This is a genomic window from Mesorhizobium sp. ISC25, assembly GCF_042295465.1.
GTDB lineage: Bacteria > Pseudomonadota > Alphaproteobacteria > Rhizobiales > Rhizobiaceae > Mesorhizobium.
Genome location: NZ_CP135441.1, coordinates 4,930,584 through 4,957,551 on the forward strand (window position 1 = coordinate 4,930,584; position 26,968 = coordinate 4,957,551).

The 26,968-nt window shown below is 59.3% G+C and carries 26 protein-coding genes and 3 pseudogenes; 28 read left to right on the forward strand and 1 reads right to left on the reverse strand.

All coding sequences use genetic code 11. The annotated features are described in order from the left end of the window. The first annotated feature begins 153 nt into the window (after nucleotides 1-153). A pseudogene (locus RQ479_RS24260) lies at nucleotides 154-1,356 on the forward strand (IS3 family transposase). Here RQ479_RS24260 and RQ479_RS24265 read toward each other — a convergent pair. Beyond that, a pseudogene (locus tag RQ479_RS24265) lies at nucleotides 1,354-1,467 on the reverse strand (transposase); the annotation flags it as partial. The pseudogenes RQ479_RS24260 and RQ479_RS24265 overlap by 3 nt on opposite strands. A 394-nt stretch (nucleotides 1,468-1,861) precedes the next feature. Between RQ479_RS24265 and queC the strand changes: the two are divergent. From queC to RQ479_RS24400, 27 genes and pseudogenes are all read left to right on the forward strand, one after another. Next, nucleotides 1,862-2,560, forward strand: a complete 699-nt coding sequence (gene queC / locus RQ479_RS24270) for a 7-cyano-7-deazaguanine synthase QueC (RefSeq protein ID WP_024505257.1) — start codon at nucleotides 1,862-1,864, stop codon at nucleotides 2,558-2,560. Next, entirely contained in the window at nucleotides 2,560-2,916 is a 357-nt protein-coding gene (gene queD, locus RQ479_RS24275; RefSeq protein WP_024505258.1) for a 6-carboxytetrahydropterin synthase QueD, read from the forward strand. The genes queC and queD overlap by 1 nt, the downstream gene beginning before the upstream one ends. Nucleotides 2,917-2,921: 5 nt before the next feature. Then, complete coding sequence (gene queE / locus RQ479_RS24280; protein WP_164752747.1) at nucleotides 2,922-3,647, forward strand: 7-carboxy-7-deazaguanine synthase QueE; 726 nt, start codon at nucleotides 2,922-2,924, stop codon at nucleotides 3,645-3,647. A gap of 767 nt (nucleotides 3,648-4,414) precedes the next feature. After that, a complete protein-coding gene (locus tag RQ479_RS24285) occupies nucleotides 4,415-5,167 on the forward strand; it encodes a carbonic anhydrase (RefSeq protein ID WP_024505260.1) in 753 nt (250 codons plus the stop codon). Between the two features lie 160 nt (nucleotides 5,168-5,327). After that, nucleotides 5,328-5,524, forward strand: a pseudogene (locus RQ479_RS24290) (7-carboxy-7-deazaguanine synthase QueE); the annotation flags it as partial. 1,050 nt (nucleotides 5,525-6,574) lie between these two features. After that, nucleotides 6,575-7,468 carry a nitrogenase iron protein gene (gene nifH, locus RQ479_RS24295; protein ID WP_024505261.1) on the forward strand — a complete coding sequence of 298 codons (894 nt, stop codon included), beginning with the start codon at nucleotides 6,575-6,577 and terminating at the stop codon, nucleotides 7,466-7,468. An 87-nt stretch (nucleotides 7,469-7,555) separates the two neighbouring features. Then, the gene (gene nifD, locus RQ479_RS24300) at nucleotides 7,556-9,058 is read left to right on the forward strand and encodes a nitrogenase molybdenum-iron protein alpha chain (protein ID WP_024505262.1); all 1,503 of its coding nucleotides are present in this window, start codon (nucleotides 7,556-7,558) and stop codon (nucleotides 9,056-9,058) included. A 129-nt stretch (nucleotides 9,059-9,187) separates the two neighbouring features. Next, nucleotides 9,188-10,729: a nitrogenase molybdenum-iron protein subunit beta gene (nifK, locus tag RQ479_RS24305; protein WP_024505263.1), complete on the forward strand. Its 1,542-nt coding sequence runs from the start codon at nucleotides 9,188-9,190 to the stop codon at nucleotides 10,727-10,729. 61 nt (nucleotides 10,730-10,790) lie between these two features. Beyond that, complete coding sequence (gene nifE / locus RQ479_RS24310) at nucleotides 10,791-12,275, forward strand: nitrogenase iron-molybdenum cofactor biosynthesis protein NifE (RefSeq protein WP_024505264.1); 1,485 nt, start codon at nucleotides 10,791-10,793, stop codon at nucleotides 12,273-12,275. Between the two features lie 8 nt (nucleotides 12,276-12,283). Next, nucleotides 12,284-13,636 (forward strand): nitrogenase iron-molybdenum cofactor biosynthesis protein NifN, encoded by a 1,353-nt coding sequence (gene nifN / locus RQ479_RS24315; protein WP_024505265.1) that lies wholly within the window; start codon nucleotides 12,284-12,286, stop codon nucleotides 13,634-13,636. Next, the gene (nifX, locus tag RQ479_RS24320; RefSeq protein WP_024505266.1) at nucleotides 13,633-14,130 is read left to right on the forward strand and encodes a nitrogen fixation protein NifX; all 498 of its coding nucleotides are present in this window, start codon (nucleotides 13,633-13,635) and stop codon (nucleotides 14,128-14,130) included. Before nifN ends, nifX begins: the two co-directional genes overlap by 4 nt. A gap of 16 nt (nucleotides 14,131-14,146) precedes the next feature. Further along, nucleotides 14,147-14,626, forward strand: coding sequence for a NifX-associated nitrogen fixation protein (locus tag RQ479_RS24325; RefSeq protein ID WP_024505267.1), 480 nt, complete (start codon nucleotides 14,147-14,149; stop codon nucleotides 14,624-14,626). 107 nt (nucleotides 14,627-14,733) lie between these two features. After that, nucleotides 14,734-15,438: a response regulator transcription factor gene (locus tag RQ479_RS24330; protein ID WP_024505268.1), complete on the forward strand. Its 705-nt coding sequence runs from the start codon at nucleotides 14,734-14,736 to the stop codon at nucleotides 15,436-15,438. Between the two features lie 95 nt (nucleotides 15,439-15,533). Beyond that, nucleotides 15,534-16,406 (forward strand): universal stress protein, encoded by an 873-nt coding sequence (locus RQ479_RS24335; RefSeq protein ID WP_127230841.1) that lies wholly within the window; start codon nucleotides 15,534-15,536, stop codon nucleotides 16,404-16,406. Nucleotides 16,407-17,247: 841 nt separating this feature from the next. Then, nucleotides 17,248-18,546, forward strand: a complete 1,299-nt coding sequence (locus RQ479_RS24340) for a lysine N(6)-hydroxylase/L-ornithine N(5)-oxygenase family protein (protein WP_024505269.1) — start codon at nucleotides 17,248-17,250, stop codon at nucleotides 18,544-18,546. A gap of 10 nt (nucleotides 18,547-18,556) precedes the next feature. Beyond that, complete coding sequence (locus tag RQ479_RS24345) at nucleotides 18,557-18,937, forward strand: hypothetical protein (RefSeq protein ID WP_126080606.1); 381 nt, start codon at nucleotides 18,557-18,559, stop codon at nucleotides 18,935-18,937. A 252-nt stretch (nucleotides 18,938-19,189) separates the two neighbouring features. Next, on the forward strand, nucleotides 19,190-20,353 hold the full coding sequence (locus RQ479_RS24350; RefSeq protein ID WP_245265444.1) for a TlpA disulfide reductase family protein: 1,164 nt from the start codon (nucleotides 19,190-19,192) through the stop codon (nucleotides 20,351-20,353). A gap of 335 nt (nucleotides 20,354-20,688) precedes the next feature. Continuing rightward, complete coding sequence (locus RQ479_RS24355) at nucleotides 20,689-21,117, forward strand: DUF269 domain-containing protein (RefSeq protein ID WP_127322068.1); 429 nt, start codon at nucleotides 20,689-20,691, stop codon at nucleotides 21,115-21,117. 90 nt (nucleotides 21,118-21,207) lie between these two features. Next, nucleotides 21,208-21,366, forward strand: coding sequence for a CCE_0567 family metalloprotein (locus tag RQ479_RS24360; RefSeq protein ID WP_224571204.1), 159 nt, complete (start codon nucleotides 21,208-21,210; stop codon nucleotides 21,364-21,366). Next, nucleotides 21,363-21,680, forward strand: a complete 318-nt coding sequence (fdxB, locus tag RQ479_RS24365) for a ferredoxin III, nif-specific (protein WP_174800308.1) — start codon at nucleotides 21,363-21,365, stop codon at nucleotides 21,678-21,680. The genes RQ479_RS24360 and fdxB (RQ479_RS24365) overlap by 4 nt, the downstream gene beginning before the upstream one ends. Before the next feature lie 79 nt (nucleotides 21,681-21,759). Beyond that, on the forward strand, nucleotides 21,760-21,957 hold the full coding sequence (locus tag RQ479_RS24370; RefSeq protein WP_081714487.1) for an exopolysaccharide production repressor protein: 198 nt from the start codon (nucleotides 21,760-21,762) through the stop codon (nucleotides 21,955-21,957). A gap of 230 nt (nucleotides 21,958-22,187) precedes the next feature. Next, nucleotides 22,188-23,201, forward strand: a complete 1,014-nt coding sequence (locus tag RQ479_RS24375; RefSeq protein WP_024505903.1) for a 1-aminocyclopropane-1-carboxylate deaminase — start codon at nucleotides 22,188-22,190, stop codon at nucleotides 23,199-23,201. Between the two features lie 599 nt (nucleotides 23,202-23,800). Then, a complete protein-coding gene (locus RQ479_RS24380) occupies nucleotides 23,801-24,958 on the forward strand; it encodes a TlpA disulfide reductase family protein (RefSeq protein WP_128290255.1) in 1,158 nt (385 codons plus the stop codon). Between the two features lie 322 nt (nucleotides 24,959-25,280). Next, the gene (locus RQ479_RS24385) at nucleotides 25,281-25,718 is read left to right on the forward strand and encodes a DUF269 domain-containing protein (protein WP_127218772.1); all 438 of its coding nucleotides are present in this window, start codon (nucleotides 25,281-25,283) and stop codon (nucleotides 25,716-25,718) included. 45 nt (nucleotides 25,719-25,763) lie between these two features. After that, the gene (locus tag RQ479_RS24390; protein WP_029356497.1) at nucleotides 25,764-25,967 is read left to right on the forward strand and encodes a CCE_0567 family metalloprotein; all 204 of its coding nucleotides are present in this window, start codon (nucleotides 25,764-25,766) and stop codon (nucleotides 25,965-25,967) included. Further along, complete coding sequence (fdxB, locus tag RQ479_RS24395; RefSeq protein ID WP_174800308.1) at nucleotides 25,964-26,281, forward strand: ferredoxin III, nif-specific; 318 nt, start codon at nucleotides 25,964-25,966, stop codon at nucleotides 26,279-26,281. The genes RQ479_RS24390 and fdxB (RQ479_RS24395) overlap by 4 nt, the downstream gene beginning before the upstream one ends. Then, nucleotides 26,278-26,484, forward strand: a complete 207-nt coding sequence (locus RQ479_RS24400; protein WP_095489408.1) for an exopolysaccharide production repressor protein — start codon at nucleotides 26,278-26,280, stop codon at nucleotides 26,482-26,484. Before fdxB (RQ479_RS24395) ends, RQ479_RS24400 begins: the two co-directional genes overlap by 4 nt. Nucleotides 26,485-26,968: the final 484 nt, after the last annotated feature.

Genomic DNA, 26,968 nt, shown 5'->3' on the forward strand with positions numbered 1-26,968 from the left:
CCTATCTGATCCAGGTCATATCCTGCGGCTTTGAAGTAGTTGGCACATTCGGCTGGGGTGAAGAGGTCGACGACCGCGCCGAGGCGTCCTGACCTTGCCCCTCTGATCTAATCCGGTTTGAAGTTCGTTCTGGCCCATCCAGAGGACCAGGACATGAAACGCAGCCGCTTCTCTGAAGAGCAGATCATCGGAATTTTGAAGAAACACGAGGCCGGGGTATCGGTTGGCGATCTGTGCCGCAAGCACGGGGTCAGCGACGCCTCGATCTACAATTGGAAGGCCCGCTTCGGCGGGATGGATGTCTCCGAGGCTCGGCGACCTGAAGGCGCTGGAGGACGAGAACACGCGCCTGAAGCGGCTTTTGGCCGACGCCATGCTCGACAATGCCGCGTTGAAGGACCTTGTGGGAAAGAAATGGTGACGCCCGCCGCCAAGCGGAAAGCTGTCGCTCGCCTGAAGGAAGGCTTCGGGATGAGCGAACGGCGGGCGTGTAAAGCCATCGGCTGTTGCCGCATGACGGTTCGCTACCAGACCAGCAGGCCGGACGACCGGGAGGTTCGCGAGCGGATGAAGGCGATCGCGCAGGAGCGTCGCCGGTTCGGCTACCGGCGTCTTCTCGTGATGCTGAGGCGGGAGGGCCTGGTCGTGAACCACAAGAAGCTGTTCCGGCTCTATCGGGAGGAGAAGCTCGCCGTTCGCCGCCGTGGCGGCCGCAAGCGGGCGATCGGGACCAGGGCGCCGATGCTGGTGCCGCTGAGGCCCGACGAGCGCTGGTCGCTCGACTTCGTATCGGACCAGCTCACCGACGGGCGCCGCTTCCGCATCCTGGCCGTCGTCGACGACTGCACGAGACAGTGCCTGGCACTCATCGTTGATACGTCTCTCTCGGGCATGCGGGTTGCCCGCGAATTGGACCGGCTCATCACCAGCGCGGCCGGCCCAGGATGATCGTCAGCGACAATGGCAGCGAGTTCACCTCGAACGCCATCCTCTCCTGGGCGGATCAGAACCGCGTCGAATGGCATTACATTGCGCCCGGCAAGCCGATGCAGAATGGCTTCATCGAGAGCTTCAACGGCCGACTGCGCGATGAACTGCTCAACGAGACGCTGTTCACCTCGCTGGCTCAGGCGCGCGTAGCCATCGCCCTGTGGCACGCCGACTACAACACCGCGCGGCCGCACTCCCCCCTGGCAGACCCCGGCCAAGTTCGCCAGCACCTTCAATCCGCGACGGTCGCTCGCGCTGCGCTATGCCAAGGGCTCCGCGCCAGCGCCCGTCGCTTCACCCGCCCAGCAGGGCACAACCCACGCCGGAAACGAACTCAAAACTGCTGGGGCAACGTCAGTCTCATAGAGCCTTGATGGTTATCTCGGCCTTTGCTCGCAGCAGCGCCTTAGGTTGGGCGAAGGCGTTCTCAATCGGATTGAAGTCGGGACTGTAGGGCGGCAGGTAGAGCAGGCTCGCCTGCGGCCTCAATCGCGCCGCGCAGGGTTCTCCAGGCGGATGTCGCCAATGTCAAATTTGCTGGCATCCATGTCGCCCTCGCCAACCGCACAAGCGAAGGCCAGAAAGCCAACATGTGTTCTGCGGCTTAATTAAGAGCCAGCCGATGTCGGCCGAACATCACCTTGTCTCGAAGTCGACGATCGGACAGCAGGTTGCGAAAGTTGGCGCGATGCGAAACAAACTGCTGAAGCGCTCAACTTTTATTGATCACGCGTGTTGGACGCGACGCACTCCCGTTCCAATCGGGCTGAGCGCAAATTCTCCCGGTTCACAAAACTGAGTCGCTGGAGTAGTGGGGGCGCAGAGAAATCTCCGGTCGCAGCCTTACCCGGTCAAAACAAGGATACCAATGATGAAGACTCTCGCCGTCTGCTCTGGCGGATTGGACTCCGTTTCCCTTGCTCACATGGTGGCAGCGGAGCACGAACTCACCGGCCTTCTATCTTTCGACTATGGCCAACGGCACAGGAAGGAATTGGGCTTCGCCGCTCTTTGCGCGCAGCGACTGAAGGTCCCGCACCAGATCATCGACATCGGCGAAATTGGCCGTGGCCTTTCCGGCTCAGCGCTGACTAGCAGTATCGACGTGCCGGACGGCCACTACGCCGAAGACACGATGAAGATTACGGTGGTGCCGAACCGCAATGCCATCATGTTGGCAATCGCCTTCGGTCTCGCCGCCGCCCACAGCGCCGAAGCGGTGGCGGCGGCCGTGCATGGTGGGGACCATTTCATCTATCCCGATTGCCGTCCGGCCTTCATTGAAGCTTTCCAGACAATGCAAGACCGCGCGCTCGACGGCTATGCGCAGATACGCCTCTATGCACCGTATGTGAATCTCAGAAAAGCTGACATTGTTGCGGATGGCGCAAGATACGGCACCCCGTTTGCTGAGACCTGGTCCTGTTACAAGGGCGGCGTGCGTCACTGCGGACGATGCGGGACCTGCGTCGAGCGGCGCGAAGCGTTCCATCTCGCCGGGCACGCTGATCCCACCGACTACGAGGACGCCGATTTCTGGCTTGAGGCGCTGCGCAGGAGGCGCGCGTAATGTTCCACATCAGCAAGGAATTCCACTTCTCGGCCTCGCATCAGCTCACCTCCTTGCCTCCCAACCATCAATGCGCGCGCCTGCACGGGCATAACTATGTCGTCGTAGTGCAGCTGTCGGCCAAGGAACTGGACGCCCACGGCTTCGTGCGCGACTATCACGATCTGGCGCCGCTCAAACGCTACATTGACGAGAGCTTCGACCATCGGCACCTCAACGACGTGCTGGGACATGAGAAGGTCACGGCGGAATGCCTGGCCAGACATTTCTATGAATGGTGCAAGGCACGTCTGCCGCAGACCGCGGCCGTGCGCGTTAGCGAAACACCGAAAACTTGGGCGGAATACCGTCCGTGACCGACATGCATCCCGCAATCCGTGTGAGCGAGATATTCGGGCCGACTATCCAGGGCGAGGGCGTGCTCATCGGCTTGCCGACGGTGTTCATCAGAACCGGCGGATGTGATTATCGCTGTTCATGGTGCGACAGCCTTCACGCGGTGGACAATCAGTATCGCCATGAATGGCTACCGATGCCGATCGATGCCGTGTGGCAAACCGTCCATGCGCTTTCCGGCGGCAGGCCGGTTATGGTCTCCTTGTCAGGCGGCAACCCGGCCATTCAGCCGTTCGGTCCCCTCATAGAACGCGGCCATCGCGAGGGCTATCGTTTTGCACTGGAAACGCAGGGTTCCGTGGTGAGGGAGTGGTTTGCGGATCTTGACGTGCTGACCCTTAGCCCAAAGCCGCCGTCCAGCGAGATGACGACCCGTTGGGCTGCGTTTGATGCATGCCTCGAAGCGGCGCAAGAGAAGCCGCAAATCGTGCTCAAGCTCGTCGTTTTCGACGAGAGTGACTATGCCTACGCCAAAGAAGTCGCGGCGAGATATCCGCACCTTCCGATCTATCTGCAACCCGGCAATCACACGCCGCCGCGCCCTGGCAGTGAAGACGCCTCTGTCGACTTGGACGGAATAATGATGCGAATGGAATGGCTTGTCGAAAGGGTGACTAGCGACAGGTGGTTCGAAGCCCGCGTGTTGCCGCAGCTGCACGTTCTGCTTTGGGGTAACAAGAGGGCGGTCTAGTCTGCGGCTTGCGTCGCACCGGAAGGCCGGGCTCCAACGGCTTGGCAGGCTCTCTTCGCGTGCCGAGTACAGCCGAGCTTTGTTCGCGTCAGCGGTCTCGCGATTGTGCGGCTGGAAACCGCCCGGACACCCCGCTGCCGGCGTGTGTCACCTTGACTCCGATGAGCTGTCGTCACGCAAAGTTGAAATCCGCAAGAACTGGCCTTCTCGCCCCACCTGCTCCGTCGCAAGCACGTCATCCCCTCATCCTTGTCCAGCTCTTATCGATGTATCTCATTGTCCGGCCTGACGCACGACTGTCAGCATGGGAATGCATCCATTGCGCAAATGCCTTCCATAAAGAAGATCGATTTCCTCACTGGCCCAACGTGAAATATAGCAACGTTTTCGTGGCGTCGTCGGCTGCGTCGGGAGTAGCGATGAAAACGTATTGGGGTCGCCTGCGTCTCCTTGGGCAGCGAGTGTAAAGTATAGCGATGCGGCCTCAGGCGCGCGGCAGCCGCGCAGTGATCACCTTCGCCTGTGCCTTTGCGGCGGGGGTCAAGCGCTGGTCTGCTCAAATTTTTTATCGTTTAGCTGGTTGAAACTGCCCCCGTTGCGGGCTGCAGAAGCCGGCCAGCCGAGAAACGGGAGCCGCACTTATGAAAGCACGCCAAGGCATGCGGGCATCCATCAGTTGCAAAGGACAATAGTGGCCGCGCCGATTGGCCATCACGCGTCCATTAGGGCAGCCACCAACATCAGTTCGCAAGAGGAGCAAAAGCAATATGTATCGTCGTCACCTGATCAAAGGGTTGGTTGCGCTCGGCGCATGCCGGATTTGCGTTCAAGCCGCCCAAGCGACCAGTGCCCATTGGGGGTACACCGGTCCGGTCGGACCGGAGCACTGGGCTGATCTGGATAAGGAAAATTTCGTATGCTCTGCCGGCACGCAGCAATCGCCGATCAATATCAACAGCGCGGTCAAGGCGGATATCCCGCATATCGCCATCGGCTGGCACAAGGGCGGCGGCAATATGGTGAACAACGGCCACACCATTCAAATCAATATGCCACAAGGCAGCACGCTGACCCGCGGCGATCGTGTCTACGAACTGGTACAGTTCCATTTCCATGCGCCAAGCGAACATCACGTGGCGGGCAAGAGCTTCCCGATGGAGGTGCATTTCGTTCACAAGGACACGCAAAGTGGTACTCTGGGCGTGCTGGGCGTCTTTTTAACGCCCGGCGCGACAAATGCCAGCTTTGCTGCCCTTGCTGCGGCCTTTCCCGAACTGCCGAATGGGGAGGTGACGATCGACGAGGTGAATCCCAACTGGCTTCTGCCAGCCTCGCTTGGCTATTGGACTTATGAAGGCTCACTGACGACGCCGCCGTGCACCGAAAACGTCGAGTGGATGGTGGCGATGGAACCGGTTGACGTTGATCCGGCAGACATCCAGCGATTTACCTCACTCTACCCGTCGAACGCGCGCCCTAGTCATTCACCCAATCGACGCTTCATCCTGCGCCAGAGTTGAGCGCCGCCCCAGCGGTTCCGCACGGTCCAACATTCTTGGCACAACTTGGCGCGAAGCCTCCTCTTCCGGTCTGGCGGTCTGACGGCGCTCCCCAAGCTGGCTAGTCTAAATGATAGGGATTCGGTGCCGGCACCACTCGTCCCAAAGACGTCGCGGCGAGGTTTGTCTGCAACCCGGCAATCACACGCCGCCCCGCCGTGGTAATGAAGACGTCTCTGTCGAGTCGGACGGAATATGATGCGCATGGAACCGCTGGTAGAAAAGGTGACCAGCGACAGGTGGTTCGAAGCCCGCGTCTTGCCGCAGCTGCACGTTCTACTCTGGGGTAACAAGAGGGTGGTGTATACCTTCTCCTAGCTTCGCCGCCAACTACTCGGTTTTCCGAATTGCTCTCTATATTCTTGAAGACGATGCGTTCGTTAAAGACATGTGCTGCGCACCTGGTGTAAAAGCTGCTCTCATCATGCAGAGGTCAAGCCAGTCGGGCTCATCCGAGGCTATGGCCGTGAGCACTGTTCAGTTCGGCAGAGAGGGCGCTTTTGTACACACTTTGCGATCGTGGCGGCCCCGTGGGCGCCTTTCGTGCAGCTTCCTCTGAACAAAACCACCGCTCGCCCTTCAATAGGTTGATGCGTGTCTCCCAGTAAGATTCCTGTCCAAGAACGTGATAATCTTCTTGCCAGTGTTGTAGCTGATGTTGCCCTTGATGCCGCAGCCTACCGCGGCGGGACCAAACTCAATGGCAAGCAGGCCGGCTAGGATCGTGCAGCCAGTCGCGAGCCTCGCCCACAACGGGGTCTCACGCGCATGAGGGCGCCGACCATGGGTTCGGCGGTTCATACGCGTATAACACGTATCTTTCTGAAAAAATCAATGCTCTCGGCTAAGCTACTGAATTATTTGGCTTCCATATAGCGCGTCGGCGGAACCAACTTGTAGACGGGCTATGAAAGGGTAAGCGCGGATGTCTATCGGCCGCCGGCGTTCCCGCTCTGTAAGCCTGCCTGAACTACCCGCGCCGCGGTCAAGCCCCAGGCTCCTGCTCATCCAGCGACCGCCCGATCAATGGCAGGCTGGAAAGACAAGAGCCGATGTCTTCCGATGGTCTCGCCATCAGCTTTGGGCTAACTTCCCCATTCTCCCGCTTCGAGCTCGACACACGGCGGTTTGGATGGCGCACGACAATCTGTGTCGGCTTTGTCGTGTCCGTGACAGACGCCTGAAAGGCCCGTTCGCGCGTTTTGCCGCCGTCTAAGCGGCTGGAATTTAATGACAAAGTTTCTTCTGGGATCGGCCGATCACGCTGGTACGCTTTTTGCGATGCTTGGTGTGAGGCGGCACGAGCTGCCTATCGGCACTTGTGTCGCGGGCAGTCGCGATAATTAGAACGAAGGAAGGAAAGCTATTATGTCAGGTCTGCGTCAGATCGCCTTTTACGGAAAAGGCGGCATCGGCAAGTCCACCACGTCCCAAAATACGCTCGCTGCCCTTGTCGACCTCGGGCAGAGAATCCTCATCGTAGGATGCGACCCCAAAGCCGATTCCACACGCTTGATCCTGAATTCGAAAGCTCAGGATACCGTCCTGGATCTCGCCGCACAGGAAGGCTCGGTGGAAGACCTCGAACTCCAGGACGTGCTCAAGGTGGGCTACAGAGGCATCAAGTGCGTGGAGTCCGGCGGCCCCGAGCCGGGTGTCGGTTGCGCCGGCCGCGGCGTCATCACCTCGATCAATTTCCTCGAGGAGAATGGCGCTTATGACGATGTCGATTATGTCTCCTATGACGTCCTCGGCGACGTGGTATGCGGCGGCTTCGCCATGCCGATCCGCGAAGGCAAGGCCCAGGAGATCTATATCGTCATGTCCGGCGAGATGATGGCGCTCTATGCCGCCAACAACATCGCCAAGGGCATCCTCAAATATGCCCATTCGGGCGGTGTGCGGCTGGGCGGGCTGATCTGCAATGAACGTCAAACCGACCGCGAACTCGATCTGGCCGAAGCACTGGCTGGCCGATTGAATTCCAAGCTCATCCACTTCGTGCCCCGCGACAACATCGTCCAACATGCCGAACTCAGGAAGATGTCGGTGATCCAGTACGCGCCGGACTCAAAGCAGGCAGGGGAATACCGCGCTCTGGCCGAGAAGATCCACGCCAATTCGGGCCAGGGTACGATCCCGACGCCGATCACCATGGAGGAGCTGGAGGAGATGCTGCTCGACTTCGGCATCATGAAGACCGACGAGCAGATGCTTGCCGAGCTTCACTCCAAGGAAGCGGCGAAGGCGGCGGCCCAGTAGTGACATTAGCGCTGCCATGAATCGGCGCGCCTTGCAGAGAACGGCGCCTATTCTTTGAGGCGTCACCCAACCTTGAAAGGGGGACTCATGAGCCGGGAATACGAGAATGACGGTGCTCTTCATGCGAAGCTTATCGAAGAGGTGCTGTCGCATTATCCCGACAAGGCGGCGAAGCGCCGCAAGAAGCACCTCAACGTCGCAAAGAGCGGCAACGAGGCTGGCGGGGAAAGCGAGGTCCTTTCCGAATGCGACGTCAAATCGAACATCAAGTCCATTCCCGGGGTGATGACGATTCGCGGCTGTGCATATGCTGGTTCGAAAGGCGTGGTGTGGGGGCCAGTCAAGGATATGGTCCATATCTCGCACGGCCCGGTCGGCTGCGGCCAATATTCTTGGTCGCAGCGCCGCAACTACTACGTCGGTACAACGGGCGTCGACACGTTCGGGACAATGCAGTTCACCTCCGATTTCCAGGAGAAGGACATCGTCTTCGGCGGCGACAAGAAGCTGGAACAGATCATTGACGAGATTGAAGTCTTGTTTCCGCTCAACAACGGCATCACCGTGCAGTCCGAATGCCCTATCGGCCTGATTGGCGATGACACCGAGGCCGTTTCTCGCAAAAAGACCAAGGAGTATGACAAGACGATCGTGCCGGTACGCTGCGAGGGCTTCCGCGGCGTCTCGCAGTCGCTTGGCCACCACATCGCCAATGATGCAATCCGGGATTGGGTCTTCGACAAAAAGGATGTCAAGTTCGAGGCCGGCCCCTACGACGTCAACGTCATCGGCGACTACAATATCGGCGGCGATGCCTGGGCCTCGCGCATACTGCTTGAGGAGATAGGGCTGCGCGTGGTTGGCAACTGGTCGGGTGACGCCACACTCGCAGAGATCGAGCGCGCCCCGAAGGCTAAGCTCAATCTTATCCACTGCTACCGGTCGATGAATTACATCTGTCGGCATATGGAGGAAAAGTATGGCGTCGCCTGGATGGAGTACAATTTCTTCGGTCCCTCCCAGATCGAAGCCTCTCTGCGCAACATAGCCAAGCATTTTGGGCCGGAAATCGAGGAGAAGACCGAAAAGGTCATTGCCAAGTACAGGCCGCTTGTTGATGCGGTCATCGCCAAGTACCTGTCGCGCCTGGAAGGAAATACCGTGATGCTCTATGTCGGCGGCCTGCGCCCCCGCCACGTCGTCACGGCCTACGAGGACCTCGGCATGGTCATCGTGGGCACCGGCTATGAATTCGCCCACAGCGACGACTATCAGCGCACCGGCCACTACGTGAAGAACGGCACGCTGATCTACGATGACGTGACCGGCTATGAGTTGGAGAAATTCATCGAAGGGATTCGCCCAAATCTGGTCGGCTCGGGAATCAAAGAAAAATACCCGGTGCAGAAGATGGGCATACCGTTCCGCCAGATGCATTCCTGGGATTATTCAGGCCCGTATCACGGCTACGATGGCTTTGCCATTTTCGCACGTGATGTGGATCTCGCCATTAACAACCCGGTCTGGGACCTATTCCACGCGCCTTGGAAAAGAAGCCGGGGCGATGAGCGGGCGATGGCTGCCGAATAAACATTTGCTTCAGCCCCAGTCTCCCACTGAGACGGTGAACTCCCGCGGCCTCTGATCCGCCGGAGCCTGGAACGTCTTGACGTCCTGAGCTGCCGTCCCGCGCAGCCAGATGCAAAAGAGGTAATCATCATGCCGCAGTCGGCTGAAAAAATTCTCGATCACGCTCCCCTGTTCCGCGAGCCGGAATACAGAAAGATGCTCGCTGAGAAGAAGCTAAACTTCGAATGTCCGCACCCCGATGAAATCGTTTCCGATCAGCGCGATTTCACCCAGACGTGGGAATACCGCGAAAAGAACCTCGCCCGCAAAGCGCTTGTCGTGAACCCGGCCAAGGCCTGCCAGCCGCTGGGTGCGGTATTCGCTGCCGCCGGCTTCGAGCGAACCATGTCCTTCGTCCACGGCAGCCAAGGTTGCGTCGCCTATTACCGCTCGCACCTGTCGCGCCATTTCAAGGAGCCTGCCGCGGCGGTCTCCTCCTCAATGACCGAGGATGCGGCGGTGTTTGGCGGCCTGAAGAACATGGTCGACGGGCTCGCCAACACCTACCAGCTCTACGACCCCAAGATGATTGCCGTGTCGACGACCTGTATGGCAGAGGTCATTGGCGACGACCTGCACAGCTTCATCCAGAACGCCAAGGACGAAGATTCAGTCCCGCGCGACTTCGACGTGCCCTTTGCCCACACCCCGGCCTTCGTTGGCAGTCATGTCGACGGCTATGACAACATGGTCAAAGGCATTTTGGAGCACTTCTGGAAAGGTCAGGAGCGTACGCAAATCGAAGGAACCATCAACATCATTCCGGGCTTCGACGGCTTCTGCGTCGGCAACAACCGGGAGCTCAAGCGCCTGCTCGATGTAATGGGCGTGTCCTATACATTGATCCAGGATGCCTCTGACCAGTTCGATACGCCTTCGGACGGTGAATACCGCATGTATGACGGGGGCACGAAGATCAACGAGGTGAAGAAGGCCCTCAACGCCGAGGCAACGCTTTCGCTGCAGCATCACAACACCCGAAAGACACTGGGCTATTGCGAGGAGGTCGGGCAGGCGACGGCCTCGTTCCACTATCCGCTCGGCGTTCAGGCGACGGACGAATTCCTGATGGAGGTCGCGGCGATTTCCGGCAAGGAGATTCCCGAGGCAATTCGCCTCGAGCGCGGCCGACTGGTAGACGCCATGGCGGACAGCCAATCCTGGCTGCATGGTAAGAAATACGCCATCTACGGTGATCCCGACTTCGTTCACGCAATGGCCCGCTTTGTCATGGAGACCGGCGGCGAGCCAACCCATTGCCTCGCCACCAATGGCACCTCGGCATGGGAAGCCGATTTGAAGAAGCTGCTAGCATCCTCGCCTTTCGGCAAGGCTGCCCAGGTTTGGGCGGGCAAGGACCTGTGGGCGCTGCGCTCGCTGCTCTTTACCGAGCCGGTGGACCTTTTGATCGGCAATTCCTACGGCAAGTACCTGGAGCGCGACACCGGAACGCCGCTGATCCGGCTGATGTTTCCGATCTTCGATCGGCACCATCATCACCGCTTTGCGCTCTTTGGCTACCAGGGCGCGTTGCGCGTGCTGACGACGATCCTCGACAAGATCTTCGACAAACTCGATCGCGAGACGAGCGAGACGGGTGTGACGGATTATTCCTATGACCTCACGCGCTAAGAGCCGTGGCCGGCTTTTCGCCGAGGCCATTCCTTGCCCAATGGACTGGGGAGGCTGAGCGATGTCCTCCCTCAGCGCCAAAATCAAGGACGCCTTCGATGAGCCCGCCTGCGATAAGAACCGTGGCAAAGATGCCAAGGCGCGCAAGGAGGGCTGCTCGAAGTCGCTGACACCAGGGGCGGCAGCCGGCGGCTGCGCCTTTGACGGAGCCAAGATCGTCCTGCAGCCGATCACCGACGTTGCGCATCTGGTCCATGCGCCGCTCGCCTGCGAGGGCAATTCTTGGGACAACCGTGGTGCGGTTTCGTCAGGGCCGACCTTGTGGCGGACAAGCTTCACGACCGACCTCACCGAACTCGACCTGGTGATGGGGCAGGGCGAGCGGAAACTCTTCAAGGCGATCCGCGAGATCAAGCACACATACGCGCCGCCGGCGATCTTCGTCTACTCAACTTGCGTAACGGCGCTGATCGGTGACGACATCGAGGCCGTGTGCAAACGCGCCACGGAAAAGTTCGGTTTGGCCGTGGTGCCGATCAATGCGCCTGGCCTGGCAGGCTCCAAGAACCTCGGCAACAAGCTCGCCGCCGAGGCGTTGCTCGATCATGTCATCGGCACGGTCGAACCCGACGACCCCGGGCCCTACGACATCAACATCCTTGGCGAATTCAACCTCTCGGGCGAATTCTGGCTTGTAAAGCCGCTCCTCGATCGGCTCGGCATCCGGGTGCGCGCCTGCATTCCCGGCGATGCGCGTTACCGCGACATTGCTTCCGCGCACCGCGCCCGGGCGGCAATGATCGTGTGCTCGACCGCGCTGATCAGTCTTGCCCGCAAGATGGAGGAGCGCTGGGACATCCCGTTCTTCGAGGGCTCCTTCTATGGCATCTCCGACACATCGCAAGCTCTTCGCAACCTTGTCAGGCTGCTGGTGAGGAAGGGCGCCGATCCGGAGATCCTCGAGCGCACGGAGACGCTGATCGCGCAGCAGGAGGCGATCGCGTGGAAGAAACTCGAATCCTACCGGCAAAGGCTCCAAGGCAAGCGCGTGCTGCTCAACACAGGCGGTGTGAAGTCCTGGTCGGTTGTCCGTGCGCTGATGGAGATCGGAATCGAGATCGTCGGCACCTCGGTCAAGAAATCTACGGTGCAGGACAAGGAGCGCATCAAACAAGTTCTCAAGCACGACAAGCATATGTTCGAATACATGGCTGCGCGCGAGCTGTACGCCATGCTCTCTGAACACAGGGCCGATATCATGCTGTCGGGCGGTCGCACGCAATTCATTGCGCTCAAGGCCAAGACGCCCTGGCTCGATATCAACCAGGAGCGCCAGCACCCTTATGCCGGCTATGCCGGCATGGTGGAACTCGTACGCCAGATCGACCTCGCCATTCACAATCCGGTCTGGTCTCAGGTGCGCCAGCCGGCCCCGTGGGATTGCCAGCCTGATCTAAAAGACGAACTGCCATGCACGAAGAAGGAGTCCGGGCACCTGTTCGATGAATTCGCCGGCGCGACGGCACACGAGTTCAGCGAGTGTTGAGGCGACCGATGGCCCGCATCCTTCCCCAGACCAAATCCGCGGCGGTGAACCCGCTGAAGTCGTCGCAGCCGCTGGGTGCCGCCTTTGCCTTTCTTGGGGTCGACGGCGCGATGCCGCTGTTCCACGGCAGCCAGGGATGCACAAGCTTCGCGCTCGTGCTCTTCGTACGGCACTTCAAAGAAACGATTCCATTGCAGACAACAGCGATGGATGAGGTGGCGACCATCCTCGGCGCTGCCGACCATCTTGAAGAAGCCATCCTCAACCTCAAGAACCGCACGAAGCCAAAGCTGATCGGGGTGTGCACGACCGCGCTGGTGGAGACGCGTGGCGAAGATTGCGCGAGTGATATTGCGAACATCAAGCTGAAGCACACGCAAGAGCTTGCGGGTACGGAGGTCGTGCTGGCCAACACGCCGGATTTTGACGGCGCGATCGAAGAGGGCTGGGCCAAGGCAGTCACCGCAATGATCAAAGGGATTACAGGCTCGGGCGAACGTGCGCGGCAGCCGAAGAAGATCGCGATCCTGCCCGGATGCAACCTCACTGTCGCCGACATCGAGCATATGCGTGACATGGTTGAAAGCTTTGGGCTCAAGCCGGTTATTCTGCCCGACATTTCAGGCTCGCTCGACGGTACGGTTCCTGACCGCTGGGTAGCGACCACATACGGCGGCACCAGCGTCGAAGACATTCGCGAGTTGGGCACGGCCATGCAATGCATCGCCATCGGTGAGCACATGCGCCGCCCGGCGAAAGCGCTGCACGGGTTGACCGGCGTGCCTTACGTGTTGTTCCAGTCACTGACTGGGCTGCAGGACACGGACCGCTTCGTGTCGCTGCTGTCTGCGATTTCGGGCGCGGCGGTACCGGCCCGCGTGCGCCGGCGCCGGGCGCAATTGCAGGACGCGATGCTCGACGGACATTTCCATTTCGGCGGCAAGAAAATTGCCATCGCTGCCGAACCAGACCAGCTGTTCCAACTTGCGACCTTCTTTGCTGGCCTCGGCTCCGAGATAGCCGCGGCCGTCACAACGACCGACAGGTCTAAAATTCTCGAGAAAGTCCCGGCGGTTTCGGTTCAGATCGGCGATCTCGGCGATCTGGAAAGTCTTGCCGTCGGTGCTGACCTGCTTGTCACGCATTCGCACGGGCGCCAAGCATCGGAGCGGCTCCGAATTCCGCTCATGCGCATCGGGTTCCCGGTCTTCGATCGACTAGGCAGCCAGCACAAGCTCGCAATTCTCTATCAGGGCACCCGAGACATGATCTTCGAGGTCGCCAGCATCTTCCAGGCCAACCAACACGCGCCCACTCCTGAGGCGCTTGATCCACTCCGTAATCGAGAAATATCACGATGAACGCTGTTCGCCGCCTCTCGCTGGTCAGTAGTGAGGTTTTCGCCCCGATGCCTGAACGACGTAAGGGCGCATTGCGCGTTGCGATCGCCACTCAGGACATGCAGGACCTCAACGCCCATTTCGGGTCGGCCAGGCGCTTTGCTGTCTACGACGTGACGCGCGAGGAATGGAATCTCGTAGAAGCCGTGGCCTTCGATGACGTGTCCGATGAAAGCGGGGAGCATCGGGCCGAGCGCGATGATCGCATCACGCCAAAGGTGGATGCGCTCAAGGGCTGTCAGATCCTGTTTTGTCTGGCAATTGGCGGCCCTTCGGCAGCCAAGCTTGTCGCGGCAAAAATCCACCCGATCAAAGTGGCGGAGTCCCAATCGATCCCACAGGTGCTCTTGCGCACGCAGATGATGCTCAGGACGTGTCCTCCGCCTTGGCTGCGCAAGGTGCTGGCGCGAGCGGGCATTGCCGAAAAGAAACCGTCCTTCGAGGACGAGGACTGAAAAGAGGAGGACGCCAATGCCTGACCCCGCAATCCCCCCAGCTGTCGCCGAAGACGAGGCGGCTCTTTGCACCCCGTTCGTCAAATGCCTCGTGCGGCTGATCCGTTCTCAGGATTCCTATGGCTCGTGGGAACGCAAAGCGGACGCTGAGCTGCTGGGCGACTTCATCATTACCAAGGAACAGCGCCGAGGGATCCCAATCATCGGAGATCCCGATCCCGACGTGCTGTGGAGGCTCGACAAGTACTACGCCGCCATCGGGCTTGCGATCGAGGAGCGCTGCGGCCTTATGGCATCGCCGATGATCCAGGTGAGCCATGAGGGTTTTGGTCGGGTGCTTTTCACGACCGGACGGCTGGTCGTTTTGTCCAAAACGCTGCGCGATGTCCACCGGTTTGGCTTCGAGACGCTCCTGAAGCTCGCCACGGCCGGTACGAAGCTGGTCGACGATGCGATTTCTGTCATCGAAACCTTTCCCCACGTGGCGCTGGCATGATGGGCGCGATTTTCGAGAAAGGCCATCATGACGGACCCGAGAAACTATGTTGGCCAGTCCCCTCGATCCAGGGACTCGAGGCCGACCAGGTTGTTGGGGTATCGCCGATGAAAAAGCCGCTGGTCCTGATCTGCTCGCAAGATGCCGAGTTCTATCTGCTCTACAGCCACATACTGGAGGTTGACGGTTTCAGCAGTGAGACGGCAGACGGCGCGAAGGCTGCGCTGGCCTTGGCCGAACAACGGGAGCTTCAGGCCGTAGTGCTGGATTGCGACCCAGCCAGCATAAACGGGTCCGCAATTTGCGCCCACCTCAAGCGGGAACCGCGCACCACCGACCTGCCCATCATCGCCCTGATCGCGCCTGGCGCCGAGCACCAGCACCTCGATCTCTTGAAGGCAGGCGTTGAGAGCTTTGTGCGGCCGGTGGCTCCGGCCAAGCTGCTCGACTGCCTGCGGTCGAGGCTCGGGCTGACCAAGCGTGGTCCGAACGGGGTTGAAAACGACAGTTGGATTTGTTGTGGAGGCCTGGAGATGAAGCTCGATGCCCATCGGGTTCGCGGTAATGGCCACGACATCCATCTCGGACGGATCGACTTCAACGTGCTGCGGCTTATGATTGAGGCCCCCGGCAAGGTCTTCAGCCGGGACGAGCTTATCGGGGCGGCCTGGCTGCCCAACATTCATGTCGGTGCACGCACCGTCGATGTCCATATCAGCCGAATCAGGAGGGCGCTGAAAACGGCCTTGCCCGGCAGCGTCATTCGCACCGTCAGGTCGGCCGGCTACTCGCTCGAGAAGCCGGACGACTGAAATCGGTGATCGAATGTGGTGCCGCTCTCTCTTCCTCCTGAGAGCGGTGTTGCCGCTTTGAGGCGCTCCTAACGAAGACCAGGAGAAGCAGGCAAATGGAATTTAAAAGCATATTCAGTGTGACGGGTGCTGATCATTCTGATGAGGACCTCACAACAGCTGCCGGACTGTGTGCCGAGGTCGGCGCGCACCTATCGGTACTGATTATACCGCCTCCATTGCTCTTGATGTCCTCTCCGCCCCCCGAATGGAATACAGGACGTGCACAGGCAATTGCAGTACCGAACTATCGATTTCAGCAAATCGAGAAATTTTCACAGGACGTGACCAGAATGGAAAGACGGTCCGCGGATATCCTCAAAAGGCTGAAAGCTATGTCGCTTTCCTGTGACGTTGACACCGACTATTGCGATCCGGCTAGCCTCGGTGAAGTGGCACGACAGCGGGCGCTCTGCGCTGACCTGACGATCGTTGGAGGAGACCTCCTCAACGATGAGACTCTCGGACCTCCTGTTGTCAACGGCTGCTTGTTCGATAGCGGAAAGCCGGTGCTCATCGTGCCGAAGGGCGTTAAGGCGACGCTGTCGCCTCGACGCGTGCTGGTCGGCTGGGATTCGCGTGTAGAGGCCTCGCGTGCGGTTCGGGAAGCTCTTAGTATCCTATCCGCTGCCAGGGAAGTCTGTGTCGCTATGGTCGATCCAAAGGCGCAAAACAACGGGAAAGGCGCGCAGTCTGGAGCTGACATCGCTGCCTATCTTACTCGGCACGGTGCTCGGGTCTCCGTTGACCTGCTTAAGAGCGCCGGCAAATCGGCGGGCACAGTGCTGACCCAGCACGCGAACGACATCTGTGCTGACATGATGGTCATGGGTGCTTATGGCAGCCGTGGGCTGCGTGAGCGGATTTTCGGCGGTCCGCCGAGCTGGAGCTTTGGGAAGACCACATTGCCGCTGTTTTTGGCTCGCTGATCAGCTCCGTAGGAACACCGATCAGGTCGTAGGACCGCCAACCAGTCCGAAGTCGTCGTCGGTTACCGGTCGGATTGCGGAGACATGGCTGGATCCGCGAACATCTTGCGACGCTTGTCAGAGCCAAACCGGACGCCTCGACTGCTTCACGACGCTCTCGTGAACCAACTCGTGCGAGATCGTCCGCAACGGGCAGTAAAGACGAACGGCTGCAGCAGACCGCAGCCAAGCCACAGGGCGGGTGTACCAGGAGACCCCGCCTCGTGCGCGAACCCTGTTGGAAGGCCCCTTATCAGTACCCGGACGCGCGTCAAATCGGCGGCTGTCCCTGTCAGCCTGCGGTGTGCAAGGGCCGCTGCCGCGGAGCTTCCCCTGCCCGATCGTCGGGCGTGCGACAATGTCGGATTCCAGACGAGCTGGAACTGCGCGAACTCGTTGGTTTGACAGGTCTTTATCCGGCACGCCGCATGCATGGGAGTCTCCGAAAGCATTAAGAGCCGTTATCCATGGTTACGCCCCTCGAAAGAAAGAGCCGCTTCCGTCGTGGCAGGGAAACAGCCACTCCTGGGGTGGAGGCCGGCGCTAGAAGCCGCCGTAAGATCCGGAAGAGCCGCGCGACAGCATCACACACTTTCCTTCTGCTCTTGGGTTCGGATCACGCCGCGCCGCTGTCGATGCCGCCGACATTGAGCCCAAGACCTGGAAGGCGGCACACGCTTTTGCTGTCCTCTCAGTCGGGACCGCGGCTCAAGCATGCCTGTGAGGTTCGCATTGCTCAATGCCCGGCGATCGACGTCAACATGCCGCTGAGTTGGAAAACACTCCAGAGGAGTAAGGATAAGTGGACCTCTTTTGTATTGGTGTGGGTGCTGGACCATCTAATTTGAGCCTTGCGTGTCAGATACAGGAAGAGATTGCGCAAGGGGCACTGTTCCTGGACCGGGAGGTCGATTTCCGAGGACATCCAGGCAGCGCTTTCGATTGCGCGGAGCTCCAGGTCGGCCACTTCCAGGATCTGGTTACTCTGGTCAATCCGCGATCAGCCTACACATTCGTAAACTACCTCCACGAGAACGGGCGTCTTTACAATTTCCTCAATGCGCAATTTCACGGGGTGCTTAGAGCCGAGTTCGCCCAATATCTCAACTGGGCGTTCCAGAAGAATCCGCTTGTCCGTGGCGGCGAGGCCGTTCGCGAAATCCGCTTCGACGGCGAGTTTCGCGTGCGGACGGACAACGCGGTCCTTGATGCAAGAAACCTCGTCATCGACATAGGCAAGCAGGCGCAAATTCCGCCTCAGTTTCATGGCTGGACTGGACCCAACCTGTTCCACTCATCTGAGTTGGCCCACATCAATCCTGAGGTGCAAAAAAAGCATGTCTGCGTTGTTGGCGGCGGACAGTCGGGAGCCGAGCTGCTACTGCACCTTGTCGGCCGGCCGAAAGAACGGCGGCCCGCGGCGATCACATGGGTCTTGACGCGCGAGATGCCTTTCGACGACCACGCGTTCACAAACGGGCTGTTCACGCCATGCTTCTCGGATCGTTTTGCTGCGATGAGCGAGGTGCATCGACAGCTGTTCCTGCGGCGTTTCGCGCTTGCCTCCGAGGGCATTTCAGAAAGCAAGTTGCGCGCGGTCTATCAGGCGCTCTACCGCCACGCCTTTCTCGAGCCACACCAATGCGAGATCACATTGCGGCCAAGTTGCAACGTGTCGCGCTGCATCAATGCCGGAGCAGGGCACAGGCTCACGCTGCAACGCGGCTTGGACAACATCGGAGAAGTAACCGCCGATATCGTCATCCTGGCCACCGGGTACGAGAAACCGCTGCCGGGTTTCCTAGAACCGATCGCAGATCGCCTCGAACAGATCGGCAATGAGCTCGCCATCGGTGAGGATTTTTCGGTGTACTGGGACGGACCGCGAGACCGACGCCTTTTCGTTCAGAACGCCTGCCTTGGACAGCGCGGGCTGGCTGATCCGAACTTTGGGCTGCTGGCCTGGCGAGCGCGCCGCATCCTTGACAGCCTTCTGCGGCGCGCGCCATGCGCCAATCCCGAGCATCTAGGGTTCATCAACCGTCCCTTGACGGAGTGCTGGCCCGACCTCGGAGTCGAACAAATGGGCAGCGGGATATGATTCGTCGATATTGATGATCGGCGGTGGCATTCAGGAAAGATTTCCGCCTCTGGCGGCAAAAGCGGGACGAGCAATATTCCTACGGCGTCAGATCGCTCTGCTCGCGCTTGAGCAAGGTAGCGTCGCGCGACTCCTGCTTGGCGTGAAACAGCAAAGGGCATTCAATCACGATGCAGCTTTACGTGCTGTCGGGCTCAACGCCACGTGGATCGAGCCCAACGCCGCCGTTGGCAACCGCGACGCGAATTATGACGCCGGGCCACATGCGGCGGTGGCTGCAAGGGTACCGAGCCTCTCCCGCACTTTCGACCCCATCGCCGAAGTGCGACTACTCCAGGACGCCGAAGCCGGTCTTATCGCCAGCGGGCCAGCCAAACTCTCACCTTCCTAAACGGCAGCCGCTAAGGTGAGCCGTCGAAAGCCGACATTCAGGTTAACGTCAGCTGGCCGTGTTAGGGCTCGCTTATTCAAGGCGGTACCGGCGCTTGCCGAAGCTAAGAAGGGTTGGCATGCCCTTTGCCGTGCTTGATGTGCGGCAACACGGTGAGAGCTCCGCTGAAGCAAGCGAGAGGGAGCAATGCCCTCGAGACCGTGTCCGATTTTGACTGGAAAATATCCGCGACAAAAGAGACGAAAGTGTGGAATGACTTTGGACACCAAGATGGAACTGCGTATGGGGTCCCCGGCTCCTGCGATCAAAGTGGAGAACTGGCTGCGTGGCGAGCCCCTCACGAGCCTTCGGCCCGGCAAGGTCTACCTCGTTGAATTTTGGGCGACTTGGTGCCGACCATGTGTCCACGCCATGCCCCATTTGATCGAACTGCAGGAGAAATATAAAGACAGCGGATTTGAGATTATCGGAGTCGCAGCTTGCGAAAAGGCTGCAACCGCGGACGAAGCGCGGACCAACGTGGATGCCTGGCTGACCGAGAAGTTCCCGAATCTGAATTATCGGACAGCGTTCGATTGCACTGGCGAAATGAAAAAGCTCTGGCTGGAACCCAGCTCTTCATTCGGGATTCCCACCTCGTTCGTGGTCGACCGCGACGGCCACATCGCTTATATCGGCCACCCGGCACCTCTCGATGACGTTTTGCCGAAAGTCCTTAACGGCAGCTGGCGCAGCAGCTATGAAGCGAAAGCCGTCGATGCAAAGCGAATCTCGCGTGTGCGCGAATCGTCGCTGAGTCAGCCGATATACGCCAAACTTGGGCCGGCGATGCAGGACGAGGATTGGGCAGCGGCACTATTGGCCATCGAAGAAGGCCTCGCCGTGATGCCAGACTCTTTTGATTTTCGGCGGGTTCATGCGGATATTCTGCTTCACAAGCTGCGCGACATCAAAACCGGCTTGCCGCTTATGCGCGAATTGGTCGAGGACGCGATCAACAAAAAGTTCGAAGCGATGTCTTGGGTGGTGATGGCGCTGAACCAACTCTTCCATCCCACGATCGACAACTCCCATCTTCCGCATGATGATCGCTTTGCGATGGGCAAGGAGCTCTCCGAACAGATCCTGGAACTTAATCCTCCGCAAGGCGATGGAGACTTTAAATTCGGGTGTTACTTTCCGGCCGCTCAGTATTATTACGAGAGCGGCAACAAGGACCGGGCGATCGAGTTGATCGAGGTGGCAATCAAATCGCTGGACCATTCGGAGCCAGTGCCGGACCAAACCAAACAGCGCTACCTCACCTCGTTGCTCCAAGCCCTGGCCAACTACACGGGTGAGCCTGCCTGTCACGCGGGTCTCTGTGTGGCTCCGCAAAACAAGACTTGCGAAACTCAAAACGCTGTCACTTCCTGAGCAAGGATCGCGAAGGGCATGACAATTGGAATTGAACACCGGCAAATCCGCCCGCCCAGGCGCACTTCGCAGCAATAACGTCGATGCCGCAAAAGTGCGCGGCTTGCGGCAGGTGGAATTTCCATTGCGTTTACCTCGGGTCGAACCGCGGCGCAGGCGTTCGCGCCGCGGTGAAAGGTCTCGCATTGGTGGACGTGCTCAAGGTCGGCCACGGGACACTGTTGCGTGGGATCGGCTCGCCCAAGCCATTCCCCGCCCACGCAAGCGCCCGAACCACACATCGCAGAAAAAGAGATCGTCCTTCAAGAGGAGTACTGAAATTGGGGAAAAGCGAAATTCCTCATGAACCGGTTGGCCCTGCTGTCCACAAGGACGACGAGGCCCTTGCTTCCCCGTTCGTCAAATGCCTCCTGCGGCTCATTCGTACTCAGGATTCCTTCGGCTTATGGGAAGGCCATTCGGATGCCGAGCTGCTGGCCGAGTTCATCATCACCAAGCAACAGCAACGTGCGGTACCCTTTGGCGGCGATCCCGATCCTGACGCGCTGTGGAGGCTCGACATGTTTTACACCGCCGTAGCGCTTGCGATCGAGGAGCGCTCCGGCGTGTCGACGTCGCCGACAATAGAAATGAAACCCGTGGGGGCTTCCGGCGGTTGGGCGTTCTGTCGAGACGTCCACCGGTTCGGCTTCGAGACTTTCCGCAAACTTGCTGAGGCCGGTACGAAACTGGTCGACGATGCGACTGCAGCCATTGAAGCCTAGCCCGAGATGGAGCGCATCAAGAAACCATTGTTCCAGGAAGGATCTATGTCAGACCTAGATAGGATGAGGAAAAAAGTCTGAAAGCTCCAGTTGCGTGCAGCTATTGCCAAGATGGCATTGCAGGACCTCGTCGAGGGTCTGCCGGGCAAGTGGGCCGACATACAGGAAGTCGCCGAGAAAACCCAAGCCGTTTATGCCGAGTTGGATGTTGCCAAGAGAGAACTCGCTTCAATGAAGAATTTAGGATGATGCGCACATTCACCACCCGTGACGGCTCCATTTGGATGCCGTCGTACCTGACCTCCATCGATAGCAAGACCTGCATCGGCTGCTGCCGTTGTTTCAAGGTCTGCTCGCGCGATGTCATGCATCTTCACGGCGTTGATGATGCGGGTGAAATCCTCGGCCCCTGCGATGACGAGGACGACGATTTCGACGGCAAGCTCAATCGCATGATCATGGTTGTCGATGATGCCGGCCGCTGCATCGGCTGCGGAGCCTGCGGCCGCGTCTGCCCCAAGAACTGCCAGACGCATGTTGCGGCCGACGAGCTCGCAACATGATCTGGCGAAAACCAGGGGAGCGGCGTGCACTTCATCTTTTTGTCGGCTCGTGGGGCTGGTCCTGTGCAGCAATGCGTCGATGGTTTACTTCGCTTTGGATTCGCTCCGTGTGGCAGTCGTCACGACGCTGGCCTGTTCGCTGCTGCTTCAGGCCGGCTCCTTCGGCCGCGTGCTCTTTCTGATCTGGCAGTCCTCTAGCCGCGCTCGTGGAACTCGCCACAGGGGCCAGCATGCCGATGGTTACAGGAAAGCTCGGGTACCAGTCGTCTCACTCTGATCAACTGCGGAATGCAATTTTCAGCTGTGTCCCGGCTTGGTCGAATGCCCAGCATGTGCTGCTGCTTTGATGCGCGGATGACAGGATCAGTGCTCAGACCCACACCAATTTTGGTCACCCTCTGATGACTGAGCTGATCGTATAGGGAATCTGTGTTCGGCTAACACGCGACCATACCCCTGGGCTGACCGGTGCGTAGCCGGTTCAGGTACTTTTTTGCTGGAGATAGCATGCTGGAAAAATTCGAACGTTATCCGCTCACCTTTGGACCCACGCCGATCGAGAGGCTCGACCGCCTCGGCAAGCATCTGGGCGACAAGGTGGAAATCTACGTCAAACGCGAGGACTGCAACTCCGGTCTCGCGTTCGGCGGAAACAAGCTGCGCAAGCTCGAATACATTGTGCCCGACGCGATCGCGTCAGATGCCGATACGCTCGTCACAATCGGTGGCGTGCAGTCCAACCATACGCGCATGGTCGCTGCGGTCGCCGCCAAGATCGGCATGAAATGCCTCCTGGTCCAGGAGAGCTGGGTCCCACATGATGATGCTGTCTACGACCGGGTCGGCAATATCCTCTTGAGCCGCATCATGGGGGCAGAGGTGCGCCTGGTTGACGAGGGCTTTGACATCGGCATCCGCCGCAGCTGGGAAAAGGCACTTTATGAAGTCAAGGCAAGGGGCGGCAGGCCATATGCGATACCTGCCGGCGCCTCTGTCCACAAATACGGCGGCCTGGGCTATGTGGGGTTCGCTGAGGAGGTGCGTGCCCAGGAAGAGCAGCTTGGGTTTGCCTTCGACTATATCGTCGTCTGTACGGTGACTGGTTCAACCCACGGCGGCATGCTCGTCGGGTTCGCCAAGGATGGTCGACAGCGCAACGTGATCGGTATCGATGCCTCCGCCATGCCCGCCAAGACCAAGGCGCAGGTGCTTGGCATCGCCCAAAATACAGCGAAGCTCGTCCACCTCGGAGCGGAAATTGTCGAGGCAGACGTGGTGTTGTTCATGGACTACGCGTACCCGGGTTATGGCGTTCCATCGGAAGAAACCAAAGAGGCAATCCGTTTGTGCGCGCGGCTCGAGGGCATGATTACGGACCCCGTTTACGAGGGCAAATCGATGCAAGGGATGATCGACCTCGTCCAGAGGGGCTTCTTTCCACAGGGATCGAGGGTCCTCTACGCACATCTAGGCGGCGCGCCGGCGATCAACGGGTACGGCTACACCTTTCGCAACGGCTGACGTTCGGCAGTCTGCGATTCCGCGGTCGCGCTCGAACGTGGGTAGGTAGCGTCGTTCGAGCGCTTGGCTGGAGAAGTGGAGGCAGCGACGGGCATCCACTAATTGGTACCATTACGTGCTGTCGGGGCTCAACGCCACGCGCATTGAGCGCATGCCGCCGTTGGCAACCGCGAGGCGAATTTTGACTCCGGGGCAAGAATCCACACGCGGCGGTGGCGGCACGAGGACCAAGCCGGCGAGTTCGCGCTTTCGAACTGGCGCCAAACTGCCACTGCTCGAGGACCGAGGCCAGTCTAATCACAGGCGAACCGTCCAAGCTCTCAAGAGTGATAGGGCGAAACCCGACAGCGGCAGAAGACATGTCGGGTTCACGACAATCGGCCGCATTTGGGCTCGTGGAGAATTTCAAAGCATTTCCCGCCGCTTACCGGAGCTGAGGGAATTGGCACCTCCGTTGCAGCTTGATGTGCGGCAACACGGTGAGAGCTTCGCTGAAGCAAGCCAGAGGGAGCGATGCCCTCGAGACCGTGTCCGATTTTGACTGGAAAATATTCCGCGACAAAAGAGACGAAAGGTGTGGAATGACTTTGGACACCAAGATGGAACTGCGTATGGGGTCCCCGGCTCCTGCGATCAAAGTGGAGAACTGGCTGCGTGGCGAGCCCCTCACGAACTTTCGGCCCGGCAAGGTCTACCTCGTTGAGTTTTGGGCGACTTGGTGCGGACCATGTGTCGACGCCATGCCCCATTTGATCGAACTGCAGGAGAAATATGAAGGCAGCGGATTTGAGGCGGTCGGAGTTGCCGCCTGCGAACAGGGTCCTACCGCAGACGAGGCGCGGACCAACGTGGATGCCTGGCTGACCGAGAAGTTCCCGAATCTGAATTATCGTATCGGGTTCGATTACATTGGCGAAATGAACAAGCTCTGGATGGATCCCAGCTCTTCGATTGGGATTCCCACCTCGTTCGTGGTCGACCGCGACGGCCACATCGCTTTTATCGGCCACCCGGCGGAACTCGATGACGTTTTGCCGAAAGTCCTTAACGGCAGCTGGCGCAGCAGCTATCAAGCGAAAGCCGCCGATGCAAAGCGCATCGCGCATAACCAACTTGCAGCGCGCGAAATGTCGCTTACCAGGCCGATATACGCCAAACTTGAGCCGGCGATGCAGGCCGAGGATTGGACGGCGGCGCTCTTGGCCATCGAAGAAGGCCTCGCCTTGATGCCAGACTCTTGTGAGTTCCGGCAGATTCATGCGGATCTTCTGCTTCACAAGCTGCGCGACATCAAGACCGGCATGCCGGTCATGCGAGAATTGGTCGAGGACGCGATAGACAAAACGTCCGACGCCGTGTCGTGGATGGCCTTGGCCCTCAACCAACTCTTCGATCCCACGATGGACAATTCCCATCTTCCGCGCGCGGAGCGCTTTGCGATGGGCAACGAGCTCTCGGAACAGATACTGGCACTCAATCCCCCGAACGGCGATGGCCCGTTTAAATACCGCCGGTACCTCCCGGTAGCTCAGTATTATTACGAGAGCGGCAACAAAGATCGCGCAATCGAGTTGATCGAGGTGGCACTGAAATCGGTGGACCGGCTGGGGCCAATTCCGGACCACACCAAACAGTACTATCTTACCCCATTGCTCCAAGCACTGGCCAACTACACGGGTGAGCCTGCCTGTCACGCGGATCTTTGTGTGGCTCCGCAAAACAAGGCACCCGAAACTAAAAACGCAGTCACTTCCTGAGCAAGAATCGCGAAGGGACTGACAATTGGAATTGAACACTGGCCAATCCGCCCATCGAGGCTCTCTTCGCAGCAAGTATGTCGATGCAGCAGGGCGGCGGCTTGCGGCAGGTTGGATTTCAATTGCGTTGACCACCGGTCGGATCGCGGCGCAGACGATGTGCGCCGCGGTGAAAGGTCTCGCACTGGTGGACGTGCTCGAGGTCGGCCACGGGACACTGTTGCGTGGGATCGGCTCGCCCAAGCCATTCGTCGGCCACGCAAGCCGACCCGGAGTGGGCATCGCAGGAAAAGGAAATCGTACCTCGAAGACGAAGACTGAAATGACGAACAACGAAATTCCTCCGGTTGGCCCTGCTGTCAACAATGACGACGAGGCCCTTGCTTCCCCGTTCGTCAAATGCCTCCTGCGGCTCATTCGTACTCAGGATTCTTTCGGCTTATGGGAAGGCCATTCGGATGCCGAGCTGCTGGCCGAGTTCATCATCACCAAGCAACAGCAACGTGCGGTACCCTTTGGCGGCGATCCCGATCCTGACGCGCTGTGGAGGCTCGACATGTTTTACACCGCCGTAGCGCTTGCGATCGAGGAGCGCTCCGGCGTGTCGACGTCGCCGACAATAGAAATGAAACCCGTGGGGGCTTCCGGCGGTTGGGCGTTCTGTCGAGACGTCCACCGGTTCGGCTTCGAGACTTTCCGCAAACTTGCTGAGGCCGGTACGAAACTGGTCGACGATGCGACTGCAGCCATTGAAGCCTAGCCCGAGATGGAGCGCATCAAGAAACCATTGTTCCAGGAAGGATCTATGTCAGACCTAGATAAGATGAGGAAGAAAGTCCGAAAGCTCCAGTTGCGTGCAGCTATTGCCAAGATGGCATTGCAGGACCTTGTCGAGGGTCTGCCGGGCAAGTGGGCCGACATACAGGAAGTCGCCGAGAAAACCCACGCCGTTTATGCCGAGTTGGATGTTGCCAAGAGAGAACTCGCTTCAATGAAGAATTTAGGATGATGCGCACATTCACCACCCGTGACGGCTCCATTTGGATGCCGTCGTACCTGACCTCCATCGATAGCAAGACCTGCATCGGCTGCTGCCGTTGTTTCAAGGTCTGCTCGCGCGATGTCATGCATCTTCACGGCGTTGATGATGCGGGTGAAATCCTCGGCCCCTGCGATGACGAGGACGACGATTTCGACGGCAAGCTCAATCGCATGATCATGGTTGTCGATGATGCCGGCCGCTGCATCGGCTGCGGAGCCTGCGGCCGCGTCTGCCCCAAGAACTGCCAGACGCATGTTGCGGCCGACGAGCTCGCAACATGATCTGGCGAAAACCAGGAGAACGGCGTTGCACTTCATCTTTTTGTCGGCTCGTGGGGCTGGTCCTGTGCAGCAATGCGTCGATGGTTTACTTCGCTTTGGATTCGCTCCGTGTGGCAGTCGTCACGACGCTGGCCTGTTCGCTGCTGCTTCAGGCCGGCTACTTCGGCTGCGTGCTCTTTTTCGCGGACGTCGATGATCTGTAGAACTGTTCATTCGCTCCGCAGAGGGCCGGCGAATCCAATCTCTTCCTAAGCCCGTTGGCCGTAATCGAAAGACACGGGGCCGGCGAGTTCGTGCTCAGCTGCCACTGTGCTAGCAAGGGAACGGAATCCAATCCCGGAGCAGATGGCCAGAGTTGAGCGAAGACTGCGGTCGGAGCTCCTGCGCTTCCGGGTCTCCAAGGGGACGACTTTGCGAACCGAAGGGACTTTGAACCGTTGACGTGGCCGGCGTGCGGTAGGTTGGGCCAGCGACAGGGATCCCAGCCGGCCGGGAAGCACCGCCCTCTCAATGTGCGTTGACTTCGCTTCCTTTGGCGAAATGTGGGTAACGGCGAAGGCCGCACTCTTCCCGGGCCGTCGACATTCCCGCCCTTTTGGTGCGTGCGCCGTTAGGCGCGACAATTCGGTGCCCGCGTGTAACTGCGCGCATTCGCCGAAGCTTAGACGTGGTGCATTCCCGCTCGCC